Genomic DNA, 24,044 nt, shown 5'->3' with positions numbered 1-24,044 from the left:
TCCCGCCATTGCCAGCACTCGATTGCACTCACCTCTCCTAAGCTAGAGCAATCGATTGCGCAATTCTATCTTTTGTGATGAAAGGTGCAGCGAATCGGACGGCGCCGGAACAGTCGCCTCTGACCAGGCAGGTGGCACTTTCATTCGGAAGGCCACGGAAGAGAGGGAACACCAATGCATATTCGTTCGGTCCTGCTGGCATCAGCAGCCTTTGCCGCATCCGCCGTTTCCGCGCAGGCGCAGGATGGCTCCGCCATGCCGGAGGATGAAGCGGCTACCGCACCCGCCGAGATCGTCGTCACCGCGCAGAAGAGCAGCGAGCGGCTGTCCAAGGCGCCGGTTGCGGTCAGCGTCGTGGCGCAGTCTCTGCTTGATCGCCAGGGCCTTACCACCAGCGAGCAGATCGCGACCACGGTGCCCACGCTCAAGCTTTCGCAGAACGGGTTTGCCATTCGCGGGATCGGTTCGAACAACGGCTTCAGCGGCTATTCCACGGTCGCCACGCAGTTCGACGGGATCTACAATCCCTCGCCCGTCGCCCTTTCGCTGGCGCTGTTCGATCTGAGCGCCATCGAAGTGCTGCGCGGGCCGCAGGGTACGGTCTATGGCCGCAATGCAACGGCGGGCGTGGTCAACATCAACACGGCCGATCCGGGTCGCGATTTCGGCGGCAGCGCCAGCCTGCAATACGGCCGCTTCAACGATATTCGCGCGCAGGCCGCCGTCGATCTGCCAATAAGCGACCTGCTGCGCGTGCGCGTGGCCGCGTTCCATCAGGTCAACGATGGCTACGGGCCAAAATTCGCCGCACGCCGCTTTGACAAGGCCGATCTGTCCGCCGTGCGCGTGACGACGATCTTCGATCCGGCTCCCACCCTCAGCTGGCGCCTGTCGGGCTCCTACGCCCGCAATACTGGTACGGTATCTTCAGTATTCCTGCGCAATTACAACGTCTATCCGCAGGCGGACCTCGTTGCCGGTACGTTCGGCCCGGTCACAATCGTGCCGTCGGACGCGATCAATCCCGGCCTCGACACGGTGACCAGCAACAAGCAGGACATCACCAGCTACGACTTGCGTTCGAAGCTGACGTGGAGCGCTACCGAAAACCTCAGCCTGACCTATCTGGCCGGTTATTCGCTGCTCAAGAATGATGGCGTGACCGCATCGACCGGTGTCTTCTCGCAGGAATATATCGATCACCGCACGAAGACCTGGTCGCACGAAATCGACGTGAACTACCAGAATGGCCCGCTCAAGCTCGTCGGCGGCGCGTTCCTCTATGAAGACCGCCAGCCTTCGGGCACGCGCCTGCTCCATGCGGGCAACACTGCGCCAGCGCCGTTCAATCTGGTCTTCAACATCTTCGGCGCGAAGGTCGTCGGGGCCGGCAACCAGATCTCGACGATCGACGCGGTCGACGTCGTCAACACGTATGCCGGCGTCGGCAGCAAGTCGCGCGCGCTGTTCGGGCAGGCGACTTTCGCGGTAGTGCCATCCGTCCGCCTGGTGGCGGGCATCCGTTCCACTTGGGACACGGTGACCAGCCATGAACAACAACTGGTCTGCCCCGGTCAGTCGTTCACCCGCACCACTATCGATCCTGACACCTGCCCCACCTTCACCATCGCCTATACCGACGATCGCAACCGCCCGAGCGCGAAGTACAGCAAGGTCAGCTGGAAGCTGGGCATAGACGCCGATGTGACCGAGAACCTGCTCGCCTACGCCACGGTTTCGACCGGCTATCGCGGCGGCGGCCTGCAGCCCAGCTCCAACCCGGCAGGCTTCCGCGGCTATGCCCCGGAGACTGTCGACAACTTCGAGGCAGGCCTGCGCGCCAACCTGATGGGCGGCCGCCTGTTCCTTGGCGCCACCGCGTTCCAGATGAACTACAAGGACCTGCAGGTATCCTCAATCATCGTCGATCCGGTGCAGGGCCCGATCCCGGTGACGACCAACGCCGCACGCGCGCGCATTCGCGGGCTGGAGCTGGAAACGACGTTCCGGCCGACCCGGGCCGACCGCTTCACCGCTTATGTCTCGTGGCTGGATACGAAGTTCCTGCGCTTTGCCAACGCGCCCGACAATCTGCGTTCTGCCGATACGCTCTACAACATCTTCGCACCGATCCTCGGCTTTGTCCCCATCGCACCGGCGGTGGCCGATTACTCGGGCAACCGCCTGCCTTTTGCACCGCGTTTCAGCGGACGGTTCAGCTATGCACACGAATTCGAGACAGCGTCGGGCTGGAAGATCACTCCGGCGGTGGATTTCTTCGCGCAAACGGCAACTATCGCCAGTGTTGACAATGCCGTGCAGGGCCGGATCGGTGGCTACACCAAGACCGACCTCAACCTGCAGTTCGATGAACCGTCGGGCCATGCCTACCTCAACCTGTTCATGAACAATGTCGAGGATCGCCGTATCCCCACCACCATCGTACCGGTGTGGAGTTCGACCACGGCGAGCTATGCCCTGCCGCAAGCTTATGGCGTGCGTGTGGGTTTCAAGTACTGATCCCACCAACGGTGACAAGTGATGCGCCGGGGCCGATGGCCCCGGCAACACGGGCGGGAGTAGGTGATGTCGATGCCGATGGACCGCAGGCAGATGGTGCTGGGGAGTGGATTGCTGTTGATGAGTTTACCGGCCAACGCCGCACGTGAGCCGCTGAAGATTCCGCAAGGAGCAGGGCCTCTGCCCGCGGAGTGGATTGCCGCGCCATCGATTGCCTTGTGGGATGGCCCACCGCCCGGAAGTCCGCATGTTGCTCCCAAAGTGGCGACAACGCTCGATCCGACATTCATCACCGGGGTAGTGCGGCCGGAAATGCGCGTGTTTCGCCCCGCCCGGAGCAATGGGCGGGCTATCCTGGCGATCCCTGGCGGGGCCTACACGTTCGTGTCGATCAGGAACGAGGGCACCGATGTCGCGCGCGTTTTCACCGAGATGGGCTACACCGTCTTCGTGCTGGTCTACCGCCTGCCGGGTGAAGGATGGGCCGAGCGGGCAAACGTGCCACTGCAGGATGCGCAACGAGCGATGCGCCTCATCAAGAGCAAGGCGGCAGGTTTCAGCTTTGCCCTTGAGAGCGTTTCGGTCATCGGCTTTTCGGCGGGCGGACACCTTGCCGCATCTCTAATCACCGGTGGCATGGAAAAGACCTATGAGCCCCGTGATATGGCGGACAAGCTTGATCCGATGCCCAGCTGTGCAGCTTTGATCTACCCGGTCATCAGCGCCGAGCCGCCATTCACGCACCAGCAGTCAGCGCAGATGCTGCTGGGCGCTTCGCCTTCCCTTGAGGCAATCGCGCATCGCTCACCCGCGCGTCATGTCGGCCAGCAGACGCCGCCGACCTTCATCGTTCACGCAATTGATGACGAGCCGGTGCCGTACCAGAACTCGCTGCTGTTCCTCGAAGCAATGCGTGAGGCGAATCGCCCGGTCGAAATTCACCTGTTCGAGGAGGGCGGTCACGGCTTCGGCATCGGCCCGTCTAATTCCCCAGCGGGGCAGTGGACGAAGCTTTTTGATGCATTCATCAAGAGACATTGCACGGTCTGAATCTTGCAGCGCAACGCTGATCTTGCCGCTCCAGGGCGCGATCTGATCGGCAAGCGTCCCTTCTGCTACCTGCGAATTCGCAGCGAGTGTCGCCTGGCACCCAGCCATTCGATCACCAGTTTGTCGGGATCGATTCTGCCCTTCGTTCAGCACGCTGTAGCAATGGCGGAAAGACTTGGGCTGGGACTTTACCGTCATTCCCACGCATCGATCTCAGCGGGAGGTCCATCGCCAAAACCCGACATCCTACGAAAAGTCCACGAGCTAAGAATTACGCCCGGAAGTGGGCCGTTTGCTGAACGGCAGGTTCTGGCAAAAACAAGGCTGAAGCCGCCATGCCGGTTTCGGGAACGTGCCGTAAAGCTGCCAATGACGCAAAGTGGGGTGGAAACCCGACACTACCAACGACCCGAACTCCGCTTGGTGCCTAGCCCAGCTCTAGCCAAGCGATGCGCAGTAGCGCTGCCAAGAGCAGTGCCGTGATAAAGAAGTATGGACCCGCCATTGAAGCCCAAACTACCCAGAAACGGATGGGGCTTTCTGATCTGATCGGCGGCCAAATCCTTCCGTTAGCCTTGCGGCTCCAGAACCAGAACCGACCGCGAACAGCGGTGCGGCCTAACTCAAAGGTCAGGTAAATCCATCCGCCGAAGAAAAGCGCGGACCAGAGATAACCGAGAGCATCCACCATAGTCGTACTCTACGGACGCCCCCCAATGTCCGCAACGGCGTCGCTCTGAGAAATTCCGCTTCTGGCGAAAAATCCGTTGGAGCTGCCCGGCAGGTTTCAAGATCGCGGTGGGTGCCTGCTCATGGCCGGGAATGGGTGGCTTTCTGCCATCAATTCGCGCCCGTGTCCGGCTCCGATTTAATGAGGTAGCCATCTTCGTCCCTATCAGCGGGAGTGGGATCGTTCGGATAGTTTTCAATCTCACCATTGGGAAGAATCTTGAACCAGCCAGATCCGTATGCTCCGTCGCCTGAAGTCCCCACTTGATAAACGACGCCCTGCTTCAGCGGCTTGGCCTTAACGTACCCGGTGCCGTCAGCACGAGGTCCAATCAGCGCATCCCCATAGATAATGGGGAACTCGTTTTTACACGACCTAACGTCCCTGAAATCCCACCAGTACACGCTTCCGTTTTCCACCAAGCCTTTGTCATCGCCGGGCTCTGACTTGGCCTTCGGTTCTCCATCATCAGCGGATACGTCAATGCTGTGGACGCAGTCAGGTTGAAAGCCAGAAGCAGGATCAACCGCAAACGCAACTTGCCCGTTGATTGTGATTGCAAGGAGTTCGTAGACGTAACTGCAACTGCCCAGAAGTGGCAGAAAGAGCAGCACGAGAAGGCTTCGACAGCGTGGCATTTCGCCTAATGTATCTGGGATTGCTTAAGTCGGCAAAGGCGTCGCTTTCTGAATGGCAGAAAACTGCCGCGATTGCGAAAAATCTGCCTTTCGGGTTCCGACGCCATAGCGGGCACTCGAGATTTGTCGCATGTTGGCGGGATGAAGATCAAGATTTTCGAGGCCAGCACGCAGATCGCTGAAGCGGAGATTTACGCGCTCGATCCACCCATGTGTGTCGCCATAGCTAAGTTTTTTCCGGTCGACGCATACGATCAGGCCCGCCATGCCAACGTGATCGACGGAGATTACGTTGGAGATCGTAGCGAAAATCTGCGGATGGAGATGCAGGATGGGTCAACTTTAAAGAGCCAAGCAATCTCCATTCAGGATTTTCCAATGCTGGACGAGCGAGAGGTTCACATACTTGGCATCTATGAGCCAAGCTTCGACGAGCTTTTCCGTGATCACCCAGACTTTAAAGCTTACTGGGGCGCCAGATAGCGTCCGCTCCCCACCCAGTTGCTGTCGAATTCTGCAGTTTTCATTGCCGCCAAAAGCGGCCATCGGAAGATGCCCGACGGCCGCATCAGTAGTCAGATTTCGGTGCGCTCGGCGAGGATCAGCGCATCCTCAACGTCAACGCCCAAGTAACGTACAGTATTCTCAATCTTGGTGTGTCCCAACAAAATCTGCACCGCGCGCAAGTTGCCAGTCGCTCTGTAGATCATGGCAGCCTTTGTCCGCCGCATCGAATGAGTGCCGTAATCCTCGCGGCGTAAGCCGATCGCAGTCACCCATTCGTCGACAAGCCGCGCATATTGCCGAGTGCTCATGGGTCGACCATGATCGAACCGACTTGGAAACAAATAATCGGCAGCTGTGCCACCACGTCGCTGCAGCCATGCTGCCAGACTACTGCTAGCGTCAGCTGTGATCTCGAACTGCACTGGCCGACCGGTCTTTTGCTGGATCACCATCGCGCGGTTTCGGATATCTGATCCGGCAACGAGATCACCCGTCTTCAACTTCACGAGATCACAGCCGCGGAGCTTGCTGTCGATTGCAAGGTCGAACAAGGCCCGATCCCGTAGTCGCGCTTCGCGATCAAGGAAGAAACGGATCGCCCAAATTTGCTTCTGGGTCAGGGGCCGTTTGGTGCCGACCGTCTTACCGGCATTCCAGGCCACCCGATTTTGCATGGCGGGATCAAGGTGAGAGTAGGTCATCGTTTTTCTCCGTGGCCGAGATTGGCCATAGAGAAGAACGGTCGCGAACTGGCCCGCAATCAGCGTAAGCTGCTAGCTTTCGTCGTCCCGCTATGACCGCTTTTGGGCAATGCGATGATCGCTGCCAATGACCGGGATTGGGGCGCTTTGCCGACCTTCTGCTTTCCCATTCAGGATCGGCAGGTTCTGGTTATATGCGACACTCACTGCTGCAAGCCTGAGCAACCGGGTCTGGTCGGCAGGAGAAACGCTAAGTGTGGAGAGTATCTCTGCGGATTGGCCGCCAGCGCGGACCTCTTCACGGCTAACCGTCGTAATTCGATGATGTCCAATCTTCCCGACCATGTCGGACACGCAGAATGATGACCTCTCCCTCATCTCCCACATCATAAATCACCAGGTGGGCCTTGTAGGGATGCACGCGAACTGGCGGCGAGATTTCCTCTCGCAAGCGCGCAGCCTGGGGATAGTCTGCGAGAAACGCGAAAATCGCGCACTCAGCCCTTCGGGATAAGCGTCAGCCTGCGGCAAGCCAAACTGCTCGCTGCCTTCCAGAAAAATGGCTGTCAGATCGTTGGCTGCAGCGCGTGTTAAGTGAAAACGTGGCACAGTCAGGCTTGCAGGCCTGACTGGTTGATCGCTCGCGCCCGGATATCCGCCATTGTCTCATCGCTCAGACCGCCAGCTCGGGCGTCGTCGACAAGGCGCTGCATGGCGGCAATCTTGTCGGCGCGTTCCTGGTCACGGCGGATAAGATCGCGCACATAGTCGCTGGCATTGCTATACCGACCAGTATCAGCTTGCGCTTCCACCCATCGCTTCATCGGATCGGGCAGCGAGATGTTCATCGTAGCCATGCAACCTCCATCTCTGAAATAGCAAAGATTGGCAAAGCTTGTCAATTTCTGTTCAGCCATGACCTACCCCCACGATTAGGGACCATTATGCAGTCGACACCTCGCAGCACCTTCCCCTGCGGCTGCCAGACGTTCTTCCGTTGGCCAATTCTGGCTATCGGAGAATGAACATGGAAATGCCTGAAATCCAACCGACATCCCCCAAGCGTCAGGTCTGGAACGCTGGGCGCCGTCGGTGCGAAGCGGGCGCTGAAGCCGAAGCAAATGTGGGAGATCCGCTCTTACCTCAATCAGCGCCGCCGCTTGCGGGATCGAGCCTTGTTCGACTTGGCGATCGACAGCAAAACGCGTGGCTGCGGCCTCGTGCAAATGCAAATCGGCGACATTGTCAGCGGCGGGCAGATCCGCTCACGCGCCATCGTGATGCAGCAGAAAACCGGTCGCCCCGTGGAGCTTGAATTGCTGCCCGAAGCCCGCGCCAGTCCGCTGGCTTGGCTTGAACGCCGTGGCAGCACGGTGGACGATGATGTCTTTCCAAGTCGGGTCGATCGCAACGGCCATCTCAGCACCCGCCAATATGCCCGGCTTGTCGATGAATGGGTGAGCGTGGTGGGCCTGATGCGAAGCGAAATGGCACCCACTCGCTGCGCCGGGCGAGGGCCTCGATCATCAAACTTGTCATGCTCGGGGCGCGTGTCAAAAACCTCTCCGATTGGATCAGCTAGTCAGTCTGGCATCGAGCTAGTCCAACTGGCACACACTGACAATCTGCAACCTTACATAGCAAAATAAGTGCGTGAACGCCTTCAAGGGCGACGTTCAGCATTGCAGAACCAACCGTAATGACGTGGCTTGGGACCTGTACGAACCCGCTGGCCGACCAGGGCAGTCACACATCCGATGCCATCGCGATGGCAGATTGCCCGCACCCTTGAAACGGGTCGCCAAAGTCGCGCGGAGATGCATCCGCTCCCCATTCTATCCACAGACGTTCGGATCGTTTCAGATATCCTTAAGTATTTCTGCTGAAAGAAATTTCCGAAGGTACACGATCGGGGGCCACCCAATGGCAGAACTTGAAGGCTTGGATTTGCCCCAAAGCGTCAGAGATCTGGTTTTGCGCCATCAACAGAACATTGCCGACCTGGTTGGACGCCTGCACGAGCTCGGGTTGGATGACATCAGTATCGAGGCCGCTGTGGATCCACTGATAGCCAGCTACCGCAGTCAGCTCGTCGAGGCCATGAAAGCACTGGGGTTTTCAAATGCTTGAGGCAAAACTTACAGACGAACAGGGTCGCATGGCAGCGCTCGAGCGCTATGCCGTTCTCGACACACCTCCTGCAGAACCGTTCGACCGGATTACCTCGCTCGTAAAGAGCATATTCAAGGTGCCAATCGCAGCGGTCTCGCTCGTCGACCGTGAGCGACAGTGGTTCAAGGCCATGGACGGACTGGCAGTCAGGGAGACGCCGCGCTCGGCCTCCTTTTGCGCGCATACGATTATGGATCGCACTGTTCTTGCGATCCCGGATGCGACCGCAGACCATCGCTTTACGGGCAATCCCCTTGTCGTCGGCGAGCCGTTCATCCGCAGTTATGCAGGCGCGCCTCTGTCCACGCCGGATGGGTACAATGTCGGAGCCTTGTGCGCGATCGACACCGTGCCGCGCAACTTCGACGAAAGCCAACTCGGCATCCTGTCCAGTCTTGCATCGCTTGTTGTCGACGAACTTGAACTTCGCCGAATTGCCGAAAAGGATCATCTGACTGGCGCTATGAGCCGACGCGGCTTTGTCACGGCCGTTGAAACGGAGATCGAGCGCCATCGCCGCGGAAATCGCGGAAGTGTGCTGGTCCTGCTCGACATCGATCATTTCAAGTCAATCAACGACGAGTACGGGCATCCTGCAGGTGACAAAGTGATTCGCGTGGTGTCCTCCGTTTGTATGGGTCACTTACGTTCGAACGACGCGTTCGGACGCCTTGGCGGAGAGGAGTTCGGCATTCTTCTGACCGAAACCGATGAAGCCGGCGGCAGGGCAGCAGCCGAGAGGATGCGGGAAAGAATTGCCGAGATTGTCATGCCGGTCGCCGATGGTCGGCGTGTCACAGCAAGCTTTGGCATATCTGCAGTCCGCGCCGACATCGGCAACGCGGCTGCATGGATAGCCGAGGTTGACAAGGCATTGTACCTTGCAAAACGCAGTGGACGGAATCGATGTGTCATTGCCGACAAGGCTCTCAAGTCGCTGCTCTAGTCGGATCTTATGCGAGGCCTTTTTTGCCTCCCGTCTGGAGTCCTCCAGTCTGCCGCAGCGTAGTACCGATGGGTGAGGCCCGCATCAATGTTCAAGACGTGGAGCAAATGGCCGCTTGCGCCGAAGTCGGGCGCAACCAAAAACATCCCCATCTTGATGGCTGGAAGATCAAGGAGAGGGCTTCGGGCGTTTACCGCCCCACATTGCTCGCGCAGGATCGCTCGTCTCGTATCGGGGGATGTCGAGCGAGCTTTGTAAGCTACCAAGCTTCAACTCGCCCCGCCAATTGCTCCGGGTGTCAGTGCGAGCGCGAGGATTACCAGCCCGGTGCAGATATATGCCCATGCACCCATTCCCGCCCAGGCGAGCCGGCCTGCGCTTCGCTGATCTTGATCGGCTTTCTCGAGACGCTTGGCATGGATGATCACGCCGGTCACCGACATTCCGGTCAAGACCATGCCAAACAGGAACCAGACCATCTTGGTGGAGAGCCCGCCCAATGTACCGAAGTGGAGGGGATCAGCCATTTCCGAAATGCGCTGATGAACGTCGAGATCCATGCCGTCGAGCACGGTGAGCACATGGCCGTCAGAAGGGTCTATCGCCAAGCCATTGGCGCGATCCCGGACCAGCCAGGCGCGATCCTGCCCCAGCAGAACGACGCCGTTGTCCGGCGTGAAGCGGATCTCGCGAATGTCCAGCCCCGGCCGCATGCGCTGCGCCTTGACGATCAGGCGGTCGAGCGCAGCGCCGGTGGGCGCGGGGACCACCGTTTCGACTTCGGTCAGCTTCGGCACCGCTGCTTTGCCGCCTAGTGTCTCGACAAGGTACCACACGCCTGTCAGCCCAATGAGGGCGACGAACCAAAGGCTCCAGAGTCCGCCAAGCCGGTGCAGATCGCCACTCAGCCGCCGCACATCGCCGCGTCGGGGCAGGCGGAAGAAGCCGCGCCACCACTTCTTGTAGGTAACGATGCCGGTCACGAGCGAGGCAAGCAGCAGCAGGGCCAGCGAACTCACCAGCGGAATGCCGATCGTGGTAGGCAGCATCAGATGGCGGTGCACCTGCCGCAGGAACCGATGGACGTTGGCCCAGCCATGTGTCCCGGTCACTGCCCCGGTCCAGGGGTCGACATAGACGCGTAGCGGAGCATCCCTCCCGGTATCAATCCAGGCCTCAGCGGCGAACCAGGGGTCGATCGGCGCATAAAGGGTCTGAAGGCGCCCCTGCGGCACGGCCTGTGCCGCAGCAGCGGCCAACGTGCCCCAACTTGCACGCGGGCCGTCCTGCGGCGAGACGCGCATTGCGGGCGTCACCAGCCAGTCAATCTCGTGCGCAAAAACAGAAAGCGTACCGGTCGCCAGGGCGAAGGTCATGAAGATCGCCAGTTTCAGACCAGCCCAGCTGTGGATACGCCACCAAAGCGAGCGCCCTTTCTCCTCGCGCGTTTTCGCCACGATCAGAACCTGAAGCGCAGCTCTGCAAGGAACGTGCGCGGTTCACCCGGGAAGTGCCCGCTTTGCGCAGAAAAGCCCGAAGCCGCATAGATCTTGTCAAGAATGTTATCCACCCGCAGCAATAATTCCGCAAAGCCAAGACCCTTGGTGATAGAAGCATCGAAGACGGTGTATGGCTTCACTGTCTGCCCCGAAAGGCTGATGCGTCTTGAGACGTGCTCGCCACCGAAGGCGAAGGCCGTGTCGATCGCCGCCACCTGGTAGCGTGTCCAGAAACCGACCTTGTGCTTCGGAGCGTTGGCAAAGCGATCCCCAACGGCATTGGTGATCGCCTGTCCCTCAGCGGTCCCGGTGATCCTTGTATCGTTGTAGCCGTAATTCAGCAGGAGCACCCAATCCGGCGTGATGTCCGTCGTCAGATCGATCTCGAAACCCTTGCTCGTCACTTCGCCGATAGGCGCAAGCTGGTCCACGCCGTTCACTGGATTCTGCGCAGGATCGACCTGAAGAATGTTTCTGCGCACGATGCGATAGACAGCGGCATTTGCTTGAAGGCGCCCGCCGAACAACTGGGTCTTAACGCCGCCTTCCAACTGGTTTCCAGTGACCGGCGCGAACGGGCCGCCGGCATCGCTGCTCTGGTCCGCAGCAGCCTGAGGCTCAAAGCTTTGCGACCAACTGGCGTAAAGCGACACGTCCGGGCGCGGCTTGAAGATCGCGCCGCCCCGCAGCGTCACGTCGCTGTCGGAATAGAAGGAGCGACCGGATAAGGTGCCGCCGGTGCTCGTCGTTACGCCATCGTCGAACTTGTCCTGGCGCACACCTGCTACCAACAGCAGCGCGTCCGATATGCTGATCTGATCCTGCAGATAGGCGCCCTGGCGCCTTGTCCGGGTGTCGGTGGTGTTGAAGGGCAGCAGCGCTGCGCGCGCTGCATCGCCAGTCCCGTTGCCATAGATGGGATTGCCAAGACTGAGCGAGGTCACCCCGCTGCGCAAGATGCGCGAATGCAGCACGCTCTTCTCATCATACCAGTCTGCGCCGGTCTGCAGCTTGTGCTCCATGCCCAGCACATCGACCCGTGCCGTCAGGTTGGTCATGAATGACAGGCCATGGACCGGTCGGATCTGGTCGCGGAATTCCCGGCGGACAAGATCGGGATTGGCCGGATCAAGCCCGCGCGGCTCATGATATTGCTGTTTCTCGGTCGCCTTGAAGTAACGCGCGCCCGCATCTAGCGTGACCCTGTCTCCGATTGCCGAGACATAGCGTGCCTGGTAGGCTTGTGAACGCAAGTTGAGGAAATCGGTCTTCTCGTTGGCGTTCCAGCGGATGTCGGTCAGGAAATTGCCGTCATTGTCGGCCAGCACTCCGCGCAGGCGGTTGGCTTGGAAATCGCTGTCGTAAATTGTCGCCTGGAGGGTCAGCTTCCCGCCCTGGTGGGTCGTTATGGCGAGCCCCGCGTCGCCAATCCGCGACTTGTTCCGGGTGTTGCGACGATAGGGATCCATAGCTTCATAGAAGCCGCCAAGCCGATATGTCATCACGCCGGCGCTGTCGACCGGGCCGGTCGCTTCCGTCGACAGACCCACGCGCTCGTAAGTGCCGCCAGTGACAACCGCGCGCAGGCCCGTCTGGTCGGAGGGTATCTTCGAGACATAGTTGATGATGCCGCCCGGCGATCCTGGTCCGAAAAACAGGCCCGCAGGTCCCTTGAGGACTTCGACGCGCTCGACATTGAAAAGCTGTGGGACGGAGAAACCGATGAACGGATTACCGCGCTGCCCGTCGTAGAACGACTGATCCTGTCGGAATCCGCGGAATGTGACGCCTGCATAGCTGAAGAAGCTGACCCCTGAAATGTTGCGATAGATGTCGGTTGCATCGCGTGCGCCCTGATCTGCGAAGAGGTCGGTGTTGATTACCTGGAGCGCCTGCGGGATGTTCATCGGGTCCTCGGCGACCTTGCCAACCGTGGTTTGCTCACTCCGATAGAGCCGCTGCGCCCGCCCGGTGACGATGATCTCATTAGCCGGTGCATCGTCCGCGGCGGGCCCAGCATTGACCGACGCGGTCTGGGCAAAGGCAGGGCAGGAGACCGCAAGGAGCGGCATGACAAGAGCTATTCTACGCGACAACGTGTTTTCCCTGTTGCAAGATGCGAATGAATCGCAACTCAGGCCAATAGGCACCTCAGTCGCATTCAATCAATTGCTAATGCGACTGATTAGCAATTTTTAATGTGGCATTTGGAGGCGTCGCCGCGTGACGGGGTGGCTTATTCCGAAGTCAAGCTCCGAACCTTTGCGAGCGTGCTGAACGAAAGGCAGAAGGCCGATCACCTCAGGAATGAGAGGCGGACGATCCGACGCAAGGCGAGACTTGCCAGTCCGATGGCTGACGAGCCGAATGTCTCACCCGTAAAGTTTCGGTGGAGCTGCACAAACTGCCATCTGCATCTGGTCTCGTTGACGCGCCGTCGTGTCCTCGATGCGGCTTGATAAGCTCACTGCTGTCTGCTCGGCGAGAGACTTCGCAAAGGCAACGCTCATCTGGAACCGGTCAACCACCGCAAACGGCATTCTCTGGCGGTTTCGGACCGGCTCGACATGGGCCGAAGTGCCCGAGCGCTACGGCCCCTCGACGACCTGTTACAACCGGTTCGTCCGCTGGCGCAAAGCCGGGGTGTGGGACCGGCTTCTTGCGGCTGTTTCCGCCGCTTTCGAAGGCGAGATCGTGATGATCGATTCTACTTGTGTCCGCGTCCACCAGCACGGTGCGACGGGCAAAAAGGGGGCCCCGGAGATCGCGGCATGGGACGTTCCCGAGGCGGCCTCACGAGCAAGATCCATGCCCTCGTTGACGCTGACGGTCGTCCCGTCGCACTGCGCCTGACCGGCGGGCAGGTCCACGACAGCCAGGAAGCCGAGGCCCTGCTCGATGCGATGCCCGAAAGCGCCACGCTGCTGGCCGACAAGGGCTACGACAGCAACGCCATCCGTGAAGCTGCCGCGCGCAAGAATGTCTGGGCCAACATCCCGTCGCGTTCCAATCGCAAGCAGCGCTTCCCGTTCTCCGGCTGGCTCTACCGCAAACGCAACTTGGTCGAGCGCTTCTTCAATCGCATCAAGCATTTCCGCGGTATCGCAACTCGCTACGACAAGTGTCCCGAGAACTACCTCGCCGCCGTCAAACTCATCTGTGCCCGCATCTGGTGCGCCGCGTAATGAGTCATCGTGTAATTGCGGCTGCTTCCCTCGGGCCTTGGTTGAGGCGCACACTTCTGGTTGTCGAATCCTGAAGGAAGGAAGCAGCCATGAAGCACTATGCCGGATTGGACTTGTCGATGGAATCCACGCAGGTCTGCATCGTTGATGACAATGGTCGGAAGGTCGTGTCGGAGAAAGTGGAAAGCTCTCCGGAGGCGATCGCCATGATGCTGGAGCGATACGGTCCAATCGAGCGGGCGGCGATCGAAACGGGCCGCATGTCGCCGGCGATTTGCCTTGGTCTGCGTGAACTGGGTGTCCCGGTGGTGTGCATCGATGCCCGCCAGGCGCACCAGAGCCTCAAAGCAATGAAGGCGAACAAGACCGACCCTCACGATGCCGCCGGCCTCGCACAGTTGGCCCGCACCGGCTTCTACAAGGAGGTGCACGTCAAATCTCCGGCAGCGCATGGCGTTCGCAGCGTGATCACTGCACGCAGCCATCTGGTGGAAGCGCGTGTCCGGCTCGACAACACGATCCGCGGTCTCTGCGCCACGTTCGGCTATCGGCCCGGCGCAGGTCAAGGGAAGGCCTTCCTCGAACGGATCATGCAAGCGGCACACATCCCAGGCCTTGGCGACGCCATCGCATCCTTGCTCTCCGTTCGCGCAGAACTGGTCGAGCAAATCAAGGAAATGGACCGCCGCCTGCGTGTCATCGCCAGCCAGTCACAGGCTTGCGAGATCCTGATGACCATCCCAGGCGTCGGCGTGCAGACATCGGCCGCCTTCGCCGCTGCAGTCGATGAAGCCGGACGCTTCCGACAATCACGCAATGCCAGCGCCTACTTTGGCCTTGTGCCCCGACGCCATCAGTCGGGCGAACTAGACTGGACAGGCAGGATCACCAAACAGGGCGATGGGACCGTGCGCAAGCTGCTCTACGAAGCTGCCAACTCGATCCTCACCCGGAGCCGTGAGACCTTCGCCCTGAAAACTTGGGCCATGAAGATCGCCAAGCGTCGCGGCTTGAAGAAAGCCCGTGTCGCACTCGCCCGTCGGCTCGCGGTCATCATGCATGCCATGCTGCGCGATGGCACTTTGTTCCAGGCGTGAGGTAGGGTAGAACCTGTTTGCCAGCGGTGAAGCGTCAAAGCTGATCCGAGGGCGGTGTCCCGAGAGGGAACGCAGGGACGAACGATCTGCGAAGGTAGTCAGATGGGCTGCAAAGCCCGCTTCGAGTCAATGCAACGTTCGCCTCTGTGAGACCCGATATAGCACGACCAGGCTTCGGCCGGGCCAGTGCGGACAGATCCATGAAACCCTCAAGGGATCGGCACCGCCAAGCTCTGCAATTACAGATCTTCGGCCTAGAGCATGGAGCGTGTGCGCTCGACGTTATCCTACCCATGCGGCAGAACGGCATCTTAGAGATCTGCTAATCGCATCTCGACGTCATTACTTAGAGGAGAATCAGCAACATATGGGTCGGCCACTACGCGATACGTCGTGACCCACTGCTTGGTGCCGACCTCGAACCGGCAATAACCGCGCTTGCGCGCATTGAGGTAGTGGGCGTGCGGATTTGATGTCTTACTGTCTTCCATCTCACGCATCCAGCCGCAATCGGAACTGATCGACGTTCCCGCAAATTCATGCGCAACAGGCCGCGATGATGGATCGAACGGCCTTTCATGAAGTGTCATCGCTGCGGCACAGTGCCAGTCGCCGCTCATGATTACCGGGTTGGCAATGCCATCGGCCAGCGTTTCGGTAAGGCGCTCTCGAGCAGCAGGGTAGCCATCCCACGCGTCCATGTTCACTTCTGGCGCATCACCGCCTGCATCGAAACGCCAAGGCGACAGCCAAATCTGGGAAGCCAGCACGTTGTAGCGCGCGCTAGAGGCGCGTAATTCTCGCTTCAACCACTGTTCCTGCACAGCGCCAAGCAAGGTGCGGTTGGCATTCCCATATTGCTTGCAGGGCGCTTGACCTGGAAACCCTTCTCCGCAAACCTGGTCACTCCGGTACTGCCGGGTGTCAAGCAGGTGGACTTGGGCGGAGCCAAAGCGGAACACGTCGTTCATGGCAAGCGAAGCGGAAATGTCGTCGATCAGCGGTGGCCGCTCCACCGGCATATGCTCATACCATGCCTTGAACGCGGCTAGCTTCCTGACGCTGAATTCAAGCGCTGTCTGAGCCCGCGGGTCTTGCGGCACGTCTCCCGCCCAGTTGTTGTCGACCTCGTGGTCGTCCATCGCGACAATCCATGGAGCGGCGGCATGGGCTGCTTGCAGCGCACGGTCGGACTTGTACAGGGCGTAGCGGTTGCGATAGTCCCAAAGGGTGACGATCTCGGCGCTATTGTGCAGGCGAACGGTGCGAAAGCTGAGCGTTTCGCCCGTCTTTGCAACCGTGCGGGAGCCGATTGTGCCGATGCCACCTTCGTAGATGTAATCGCCAACGTGAATCACGCAATCGGGCGCCCATGCGGCAATATCGGTATAAGCCGCGTAGAAGCCGCTTTGCCAGGATTGGCAACTGGCTAGGGCGAGGCGGACATTCTCGGCATCGGGTGACGTGGTTCGTGTCCTGCCAAGCGGACTCTCGAAATCGCCCAGCGTGAAGGCGTACCAGTATTCCCGGCCCGGACGGAGGCCTTCGAGCTTCAGGTGTACTGAATGGGCATCGGCTTCGGGCGCTATGACGGTGCCTTCCCGGAGAAGCTTGCGCCGCTCGGCATCTTCCCAAACGCGGAAGCCAACCACCACGTCGCCTGCAGGCATTGCGCCACCTTGCAGCGGATCAACTGCCAACCGTGTCCACAAGATCACGCTGTCAGATCTGGGGGAACCTGATGCGACACCGAGCGTGAATGGATTGGTCTTTACAGCAGCGCGCGCCAGCGAGGCGGGCAGCAGGATTCCGGCTGCTGCCGAGCCGATGAACCATCGACGATTGATCATTACGCTTCCTTCGCAAAAGTGGCCGCCATGAGCGGATCGCTCACGCCGTTTGCGCCGTGCTCAATGCGACCTGCCGAGCGAAGGGAGAGACCTTCTGCGAGGATCGTGAAGTCGTACCAGTCGTAACTCGCGGAGGCGTCCCACCCTACGGTTTGCTCTGCTAAGGCGCCTATCATCAGGCGACGGGCGGCAGCGGTGCCATAGGCATCGTGATCGAAGCGAACTTCTACCGGCGCAGGTGCCGGGTTGTGCAGTTCCACCGCCAGCTTCGGACGCCTTGGTATCTGTCGCAGGCGCACACGGGGCAAGGCGGATGGCTGGTCGGACTGGACTATAACGTGACGAACGAATCCGTTCGGCCCCAGAACCCATAGGTCACAGGCAGTGCCGCCTTCAAGCGACCAGACGTCATCAAGCCGCTTGCCCGGTTCGACAGTAAAACGTCTCGGGATCTTGTCGAGGTGAAGACGGTCGTAGACGTGGTAGACCACGCCGACGGTGCCATCGTTCAGAAAGTCCAGCCTAATTTCCCTGTCTGTGAAGATGGCATCCACCGCGAGCCGGTAGGGCAAGGCGCGCGAACGACGCAGGCCTTCCTCCTGGAACAAGCCCTGCGGCTCACGGGGGGGAAGGATGCGCGGCTGCTGTTGATGCCGGGCGATAATGGCAATCGAGCCGGACACATCCGGAAGTTCGGGAAACCGTGCATCCGCGATGTTCGCAAAATCGAAGCAGGACGTGAGATCACCGCACACGGCACGATGCCAAGGGCTGATCCCCGGGATTTTCAAGTCGAAGCGCTTCTCCAGAAACTGACCGACAGAGGTGTGATCGAACACTTCGCTGTTGACCCAGCCGCCCTTGCTCCATGGCGAGACAACGTACATCGGCACGCGAGGCCCCAGCCCGAATGGGCGGGTGCGACCTGAAATCACGTCGTCGCGTGAGGTATGACGATCTTCGTGGTCATCGAAGTAATGACCATCAAGACGCAGGGTCGCCTTTCCTGCGACGGTACCGTCGGCGTTGTACGATGGGGGAGCTGCCGGTGGCAGATGATCGAACAGGCCATCATTCTCGTCGAAGGTCTGGAAGAACACCGTGCTGCCCCAGACGTCCGGGTTGGCCGTTAGCGCGTCGAGCACGCGGGCAGTGAACTCAGCGCCCTCGATCGGGGATGACGAAGAGGGATGTTCGGACCACGGCTTGGACGGAAGGACCCACGAAACAGCAGGTAGGGTGCCGTCCTTCACGTCCTGCGCCAGCCTTTCGAGTGAGTGATGCCGCATACCCTTTTCGTAGAGCGGGTCGCCCGCCTTGCAGTTGCGGAAGCCTTTGAAGGCCAGACCGCCGTGCATCGCTCCGGTCCAGTTGTCGTTCGGATCCTGATAAATGCGCCAGTCAACCCCGGCATCCTCAAGCACTTCGGGGATAGTCTTCCATGTCAGGGCATTGGATGCGTAGGTGTAGCCAGGCTCGGGGAATGCCCCCTTGACCCAGCAGCGCAAATTGTCCGGCTCGCTACGGTCCGCCCGTGAATTGACGCCTTCTGCGCACAGCTCTGGATCGAAACCCGCGCCGGACCAGAACACGATACGGTTGGGATCTGTTCCGCTGGTGACCGAGCAGTGGTAAGCGTCGCAGATTGTAAAGGCTTCAGCCAACGCGAACTGGAAGGGGATGTCCTCGCGACGATAGTAGCCCATCGCGTAATCGGTCTTGTATTTGGGCCACAGTCCAAATTTGCCCTGGTTCCAGGCAGCCTGGGCATCGGCAAAGCTGTGCGGAGTACCCGGCACTTTCAACGCATCGGTGGTTTTCGTATCTAGATGGAACGGCAGCAAATGTCGCGCACCGTTGTGCTGCCACCATACTGGCTTTCCGCTTTCGAGGGGAACCGGATGACGATCGCCGAAGCCGCGTACGCCCTTCATCGTGCCGAAATAATGATCGAAGGAACGGTTTTCCTGCATCAGGATCACAACGTGCCTGACGTCCTTGATCGTTCCGGTGCGCCGATGTGCGGGCAAGGCAAGCGCCCGGGCGATGCTGGCGGGCAGTCCAGCTGCAGTGCCGGCGACGGCGGCCGCTTTCAGGAAATCGCGTCTGGTGTTCGACATGGGGTTGCTCCCGCTGGATTTCAGGATGATTGGCGCTTGCGCAGGTAAGTGGCGAATTCGTCGAGTATGGCCACGACAATGAAGATGGCGAACACGATGGTCGTGGCATGGCCGAAGTCGTAAAGGTCGATGCGGCCCTTCAATTCCTGCCCGATGCCGCCTGCTCCGACGATGCCGATGACGGTCGCCATGCGCACGTTGCGGTCCAGGATATAGAGTGTTGCTGAAGCGAGGCTGGTGCGCACCTGCGGAAGCACCGCCAGCGCGAAGACCGTCATTCGGCCTGCACCGGTCGACCGCAGGGCCTCGATTGGACGCTGGTCTGCGTCGTCGAAGGCATCGGCGTAGAAGCGCCCGATGAAGCCAGCTGCGTGGATGCCGAGAGCAAGCACTCCAGCTGCAGGTCCAAAGCCGATCGTGCCAACGAGCAGCAACGCCACCAGCAATTCGGGCAGGGCCCGCAAGGCCGAGCAGGACATTCGCGCGGCACTCTGCATGGGGCGAGGCATTGCGATTGCAAGGGACCGTGCAAAGGCAAGCGGAAAGCCCCACAATACTGCCAGGATGGTGCCCCACAACCCGATCTCGATCGTCTCGACCATGCGCAAGGCTACCTCGCCAAGGTAGCCGAGTGGCGATACGAGCCATGTCCGCTGCGCGAGCAGGGTCCTCGGTCGCAGCGTTTCAGGATCAAGCTCTTGTACGGGCGCGGTCGAGGTTTCGAGCCGAGCAAGCGGTGGCAGGTTTTCGGGATCAAGACCCGGCAGACCGGCTACATCGGTCCGTGTCTCGATCTGGGGTGGCCAGAACCGTGATAAACCTGCCTTGGTGGTCGGACCTGCTGCTGCGGAAAGTGCCACGGCCACTCGGCCGAACTCCATGCGCGGCGCGCTTACCATGGCGAGCGTAACGAGGGCGAGCAGCCAGATGCGCGGCTTCGGGAATGCGCGAGATCCGGCCAGCGTCACGCAGCACTCCTGCGTGGTTTCGGCAGCTCGTCCATCACTGCCCCCCCATCCAGCCTGAGCACCCGGTCGGCGAAGGCCGCTGCCAGATCGGGCTGGTGAAGGGCGCAGACGACAGTCGCACCGTTCTTGCTGGTTTCCTCGACAATGAGCGACAGTACATCCCTTGCGGTTTGCGGATCGAGGTTGGCGACCGGCTCGTCGGCAAGCAGCAGCTGCGGGCGGGCAATGAGCGCGCGCGCCACCCCCACTCGCTGCGCCTGCCCGCCGGACAGATTGTCGGTACGACGGTGGTGCAATTGCGCATCGAGGCCCAAACGTTCGAGCAGCTCTGCAGCTCTTGCCAACAGCTCTTCGGGGATGCGGCCCGTTGCCAGTCGCCACCACGGCAGGTGCGGCGCAAGCCCGGCAACCACGTTGTCGAGCACGGTCGCCTGCAAGACCAGCCGGTGATCCTGATATGACATGCCGATAAGCGGCTGCAGACGCCGTCGCGACGCCCTGTCAAGCAGCGTCCCACCCAACAGAATCCGACCTGCCGTTGGAGCAAGCCTTCCGCCAAGCGCTGCAAGCAAGGTGGACTTGCCGGTTCCGGATTTGCCGAGAACCGCGCAAATGCTCCCCGAAGTCACCGCGAGAGTTGCGTGCTGCAGTACGGGCTCCCCCATGGCGTGGCGCAGCGTCAGGCCTTGAACCGCGATCGAGAGACCGGTGCCGGTCATCGCTTCGCTCGGTTCAGGATTGCTTCGACCCGTTCCGCAGTAAGTCGCGCTAACCTTGCACGCAGCGCGTCGAATGCCTTTTGATCAACCTTCGTGCTATAGGCATCGAGTGGCCTGCCAGCGTAGCCTGGCAAAGCAAGCCGCCGCTGCTCGATCTCGGCAAAGCCTTTGCGCAATTGTTCGCGCCGCTCGGCCGGAAGGCGGGTGCTGACCACGAATGGCGGATAGGGCATGGCCTCGCTTCGGGCGAGCACGCAAAGGTCGTCTAGGCCGGGCAGGCCCGACTGCAATGCACGATCAAACGAATCAAAGGAGATTGCGGCCGCATCCACACGACCTGCAACCACTGCTGCAAGACTTGCCGGATGGCTGCCGGTAAGCCTGACTTCGCCAAGATCGGATGCAGGATCCACCCCGGCATCCAGCAGCATGGCAACCGGCATCAGGAACGAAGACGTGGAATTGATGTCGCCAAAAGCAACCCGCTTGCCGTGCAGGTCCGACAGTGACTGAAAAGCCGCATCCTTGCGAACGAAGATGCCGGTAAAATAGCTTTGCCGACCCTTACGGATGCCTGTGGCGATTAACTGGGCACAATCCCGTTCGCGTGCCTGCAGGTAGGTGGCGGGCCCCACGAAGGCCAAGTCGGCACTGCCATTGCACAATGCTGCGACGGCGGCACTGTATGATTGGGTCACTGCGAACTCGAAGTGCATCCCGCTCGTCTCCGTAAGGGCGGCAAACAACGGCCTGAAGTCAGCGATTGTCCCGGTTGCGGTACCACCATCGGCTGGGATGAAGACGACCCGGACGGGATCCTCATTCCTTGGAAAGAGGCGATCATTATCCGCCGTGCGCTGAAATCCCGCGATGGACAGGATCAGCGCCAGGCCCAAGCCGAGCGCCAGTCCAGCCATGTGTTTTTGCGCAACTGCGATTTTGCCCATCACACCACCTGCCGCCCGCCGCTACGCCTTGGCTGTGACAGTGAAGTGACCGGGCAGCAGGGTGTCGGCCGTGATGGCCGACGCCCCCTTCGTTCAGAACGTCGTAGTGTAACTCACATAGACCGCGCGCGGCTTGCCCTCGAAGGGGTAGCCATAGAAGTAGTTCGGACTGGATGTGGTGATCTCGCCGCGCACGAAGGCTGAACTGAAGCGCTGGTTGCCATAGCCGTAGCGCTCAGCATACTTCTCGTTGAGGATGTTGACGAGGCGGACCTGGAAGCGGTGCTGGCGTTCCTCGCCGGCCCACCAACCCAGCGAGCCGTTGACCACCAGATAGTTGCCGAAGTTTTTGCGAAGGCTGTTGTTGAGACCGCCTGAAGCATATTCTGGCCCTTGATAGCGGGGGAACAGGTTGATGTGCCAGCGCTGGTCGGGCGAGTTCCAGGTCAGCGTGCCCTGGATCATGTATTCCGGCGTCTCGTTGATCTGGAGCGTCGATCCCTTGAGCCGTGCCTGTTGGCGGGTGAACCCCAGGTTGAGCGCCCACTCGTCGCCGACCGCCAGATTGAAGTCCGCCATCAGACCGCGGATCTGGGTCAGCGCGGTATTGTTGAAGAAGGTATTCGGCGTCAGGCCCGAGGTGCCTTGGATGCGGTTGGTGATATCGGTGCGGAAATAACCCAGTTCGGCGCTGATGTTGAGGGCCCCCGACGTCTTCTGGAAGCCGATTGCGCCATTGTATGTTTCGGTCGATTCCGGCTTGAGATCGGGATTGCCGACCGTCGTCGGGCTGTCGGCGAACAGTTCGTTGGTCTTGGGCAGGCTGTAGGACGTACCGCCGTTGCCGCGGATGTAGAATGCGCCAATTGGCTGACGCACGCCGAACTTCCAGATGAACTTGCTGTCGAAAGCGTTCGAAAAATCGAGGCGACCAGCAAGGCTGATGTTCGTCGAGGGGCTGAACGGCAGGCGGGGGCGCAAGTCGAGATAGATACCGGTGGTTCGCGTCCATTCGTTGGAAATGGGGAAGACCGGATCGGAATCGTTACGGTAGGACACCATCTGGACGCCGGCCACCGCTTCGCCCACGTCAGGCAGGTTCAGGGTGTTACGGAAGTTGAAGCCCCACTCCATGAAGCCAGAGACCTTCGAATCCGCGCCGAAGCCCTTGTTCGCATAGGCGATCGAACGTCCCGTGGCCGTACCGAAGGATATCTCCTTGCCGGTCTGTGTATCGACGCAGCCCGTCTTTACGCGACAGATTTCAGCGAAAGTTTCGGTATTGTTGAGTTTCGGGTTGCTCCAATAGGCATCGAACTGCGAGCCGAAGGTGTCGGACCACCTGTGGAGCACGCTGGCATCGATGATCGGATAGCGTACGCGGTTCGGCGAGTATGTTTCATTGTCAGGGAAAGCGTCGAAGAACTCGATCTGCGTGTACTGCCCGTTGATGTTGATCTCGGTCGCATCGCTTGGCTTGAAACGATATTTCAGGCCAACATTGTTGCGGTTCAACGGGTACTTTTGCACGCCACCTGCCCGGCGGACGTTGTCCACGAAATCGGCTGGATTGAAGATGCGCGGGCCATCGGTGTTCTGGCTGCTGCCGTAGACCATCACGCTATGAGCACCGCCTTCACCATCGAGCGCCATACGCGCATTGCCCCACAATTCGCGGGAGTTAAAGCTGCCGTAGCTTGCGCCAAGTTCCACACGGTTGGTGCCGTCCGGCCTCTTGGTGCGGATGCTGACAACGCCAATCCCGCCGTTCGATCCGAAAAACAGGCTGTTGCCACCGCGGAAGACTTCGACGGCCTCGATCATGTGCGGATCGATCGTGGTCGTACCCCAGATTTCTTCAAGCGCTGGACCGCGGTCGTAGAGAGGCACGCCGTCGAGCACGACAAGGGTATCACGGTCGCCGCCGCCATCGAGGCGGATGGTATATTCGCCCTCGTCCGGGGAGTAACCTACGTTGGCGCCTTTGATCAGGAACTGTGCGAGTTCGGCAAAGTTCGACGCACCGCTTGCGGCAATTTGCTCTGCGCCGACCACCTGAACGTAGTTGCCGTATACGATCGCTTGTTCCGCCTGCGGCGTCGCGCGTTCACGATGGCCAGTCACCACGATGTTGCCCGGGCGTTCAGCTTCAGCCTCGGCTTCGGCGCTTGCCGGAGCAGTCTGATCCTCGTTCGCGCAGGCGATTGTCGGTAAAAGGCTGGCGGTCAGGTAAAGCGTTGCCGAAGCCATTCGCCCTCTGGAAATCGTGGTCATGCGGGTTCCCCGTTTGCTGTGCTGCTGTGCTGCATTCGACCCAGCACGCGGGCATCTGGTGTGCCCGGTTTGCTGCGACTGCGAAGGGGGGCTAAACTTGGCTCATGACACTCTTGTGAAA

General features: G+C 60.1%; 19 protein-coding genes and 2 pseudogenes. 8 read left to right on the top strand and 13 right to left on the bottom strand.

Translation table 11 applies throughout. From position 1 onward, the window contains the following. The first annotated feature begins 174 nt into the window (after positions 1–174). Together HGI46_RS15850 and HGI46_RS15845 are read left to right on the top strand one after the other, a co-directional pair. Positions 175–2,520 (top strand): TonB-dependent receptor, encoded by a 2,346-nt coding sequence (locus HGI46_RS15850; RefSeq protein ID WP_168905037.1) that lies wholly within the window; start codon positions 175–177, stop codon positions 2,518–2,520. Between the two features lie 66 nt (positions 2,521–2,586). Then, positions 2,587–3,570, top strand: a complete 984-nt coding sequence (locus HGI46_RS15845; protein ID WP_118075632.1) for an alpha/beta hydrolase — start codon at positions 2,587–2,589, stop codon at positions 3,568–3,570. A gap of 427 nt (positions 3,571–3,997) precedes the next feature. Here the strand turns inward: HGI46_RS15845 and HGI46_RS21910 are convergent, their stop codons facing one another. Together HGI46_RS21910 and HGI46_RS15840 are read right to left on the bottom strand one after the other, a co-directional pair. Next, entirely contained in the window at positions 3,998–4,261 is a 264-nt protein-coding gene (locus HGI46_RS21910) for a hypothetical protein (protein ID WP_118075634.1), read from the bottom strand. Positions 4,262–4,410: 149 nt separating this feature from the next. Beyond that, on the bottom strand, positions 4,411–4,914 hold the full coding sequence (locus tag HGI46_RS15840; RefSeq protein ID WP_168905036.1) for a hypothetical protein: 504 nt from the start codon (positions 4,912–4,914) through the stop codon (positions 4,411–4,413). Between the two features lie 165 nt (positions 4,915–5,079). On the opposite strand from HGI46_RS15840, the gene HGI46_RS15835 reads away from it, so the two are divergent. After that, a complete protein-coding gene (locus HGI46_RS15835) occupies positions 5,080–5,421 on the top strand; it encodes a hypothetical protein (protein WP_118075638.1) in 342 nt (113 codons plus the stop codon). Between the two features lie 92 nt (positions 5,422–5,513). Here HGI46_RS15835 and HGI46_RS15830 read toward each other — a convergent pair whose 3' ends face one another. The 3 genes from HGI46_RS15830 to HGI46_RS15820 all read right to left on the bottom strand — a co-directional run bounded on the left by HGI46_RS15830 (position 5,514) and on the right by HGI46_RS15820 (position 7,063). Then, positions 5,514–6,146, bottom strand: coding sequence for a tyrosine-type recombinase/integrase (locus HGI46_RS15830; RefSeq protein ID WP_168905035.1), 633 nt, complete (start codon positions 6,144–6,146; stop codon positions 5,514–5,516). A 304-nt stretch (positions 6,147–6,450) separates the two neighbouring features. Then, complete coding sequence (locus HGI46_RS22160) at positions 6,451–6,597, bottom strand: type II toxin-antitoxin system RelE/ParE family toxin (protein WP_240345035.1); 147 nt, start codon at positions 6,595–6,597, stop codon at positions 6,451–6,453. A 160-nt stretch (positions 6,598–6,757) separates the two neighbouring features. Then, the gene (locus tag HGI46_RS15820; RefSeq protein WP_240946820.1) at positions 6,758–7,063 is read right to left on the bottom strand and encodes a type II toxin-antitoxin system ParD family antitoxin; all 306 of its coding nucleotides are present in this window, start codon (positions 7,061–7,063) and stop codon (positions 6,758–6,760) included. Positions 7,064–7,173: 110 nt separating this feature from the next. On the opposite strand from HGI46_RS15820, the pseudogene HGI46_RS15815 reads away from it, so the two are divergent. The 3 genes and pseudogenes from HGI46_RS15815 to HGI46_RS15805 form a co-directional block, all read left to right on the top strand. Continuing rightward, positions 7,174–7,674, top strand: a pseudogene (locus HGI46_RS15815) (tyrosine-type recombinase/integrase); the annotation flags it as partial. Between the two features lie 395 nt (positions 7,675–8,069). Further along, positions 8,070–8,276, top strand: coding sequence for a hypothetical protein (locus tag HGI46_RS15810; protein ID WP_118075643.1), 207 nt, complete (start codon positions 8,070–8,072; stop codon positions 8,274–8,276). 28 nt (positions 8,277–8,304) lie between these two features. Next, the gene (locus tag HGI46_RS15805) at positions 8,305–9,264 is read left to right on the top strand and encodes a sensor domain-containing diguanylate cyclase (protein ID WP_346766753.1); all 960 of its coding nucleotides are present in this window, start codon (positions 8,305–8,307) and stop codon (positions 9,262–9,264) included. 269 nt (positions 9,265–9,533) lie between these two features. Here HGI46_RS15805 and HGI46_RS15800 read toward each other — a convergent pair whose 3' ends face one another. Beyond that, positions 9,534–10,721, bottom strand: coding sequence for a PepSY-associated TM helix domain-containing protein (locus HGI46_RS15800; RefSeq protein WP_346766752.1), 1,188 nt, complete (start codon positions 10,719–10,721; stop codon positions 9,534–9,536). 2 nt (positions 10,722–10,723) lie between these two features. Then, positions 10,724–12,859: a TonB-dependent receptor gene (locus HGI46_RS15795; protein WP_240946819.1), complete on the bottom strand. Its 2,136-nt coding sequence runs from the start codon at positions 12,857–12,859 to the stop codon at positions 10,724–10,726. Between the two features lie 436 nt (positions 12,860–13,295). On the opposite strand from HGI46_RS15795, the pseudogene HGI46_RS15790 reads away from it, so the two are divergent. Together HGI46_RS15790 and HGI46_RS15785 are read left to right on the top strand one after the other, a co-directional pair. Further along, a pseudogene (locus HGI46_RS15790) lies at positions 13,296–13,948 on the top strand (IS5 family transposase); the annotation flags it as partial. Positions 13,949–14,037: 89 nt separating this feature from the next. Further along, a complete protein-coding gene (locus tag HGI46_RS15785) occupies positions 14,038–15,045 on the top strand; it encodes an IS110 family transposase (protein ID WP_168905033.1) in 1,008 nt (335 codons plus the stop codon). Between the two features lie 311 nt (positions 15,046–15,356). On the opposite strand, the gene HGI46_RS15780 is transcribed toward HGI46_RS15785, so the two are convergent. From HGI46_RS15780 to HGI46_RS15755, 6 genes are all read right to left on the bottom strand, one after another. Next, a complete protein-coding gene (locus HGI46_RS15780; protein ID WP_168905032.1) occupies positions 15,357–16,895 on the bottom strand; it encodes an alkaline phosphatase D family protein in 1,539 nt (512 codons plus the stop codon). Continuing rightward, positions 16,895–19,015 carry a phospholipase C, phosphocholine-specific gene (locus tag HGI46_RS15775; protein WP_168905031.1) on the bottom strand — a complete coding sequence of 707 codons (2,121 nt, stop codon included), beginning with the start codon at positions 19,013–19,015 and terminating at the stop codon, positions 16,895–16,897. Before HGI46_RS15775 ends, HGI46_RS15780 begins: the two co-directional genes overlap by 1 nt. A 20-nt stretch (positions 19,016–19,035) precedes the next feature. Beyond that, entirely contained in the window at positions 19,036–19,983 is a 948-nt protein-coding gene (locus HGI46_RS15770; RefSeq protein ID WP_346766751.1) for an ABC transporter permease subunit, read from the bottom strand. Further along, positions 19,980–20,702, bottom strand: coding sequence for an ATP-binding cassette domain-containing protein (locus HGI46_RS15765; protein ID WP_168905030.1), 723 nt, complete (start codon positions 20,700–20,702; stop codon positions 19,980–19,982). Before HGI46_RS15765 ends, HGI46_RS15770 begins: the two co-directional genes overlap by 4 nt. Further along, positions 20,699–21,649, bottom strand: a complete 951-nt coding sequence (locus HGI46_RS15760; RefSeq protein WP_118075656.1) for a phosphate/phosphite/phosphonate ABC transporter substrate-binding protein — start codon at positions 21,647–21,649, stop codon at positions 20,699–20,701. Before HGI46_RS15760 ends, HGI46_RS15765 begins: the two co-directional genes overlap by 4 nt. A 93-nt stretch (positions 21,650–21,742) precedes the next feature. Beyond that, complete coding sequence (locus HGI46_RS15755) at positions 21,743–23,923, bottom strand: TonB-dependent receptor (RefSeq protein ID WP_240946818.1); 2,181 nt, start codon at positions 23,921–23,923, stop codon at positions 21,743–21,745. Positions 23,924–24,044 lie beyond the last annotated feature (121 nt).

This window comes from Novosphingobium sp. ERW19 (assembly GCF_012641315.1).
Taxonomy (GTDB): Bacteria; Pseudomonadota; Alphaproteobacteria; order Sphingomonadales; family Sphingomonadaceae; genus Novosphingobium.
Note: the sequence above shows the minus strand (reverse complement) of the source record. Positions and strands in the feature narration are given on the sequence as shown.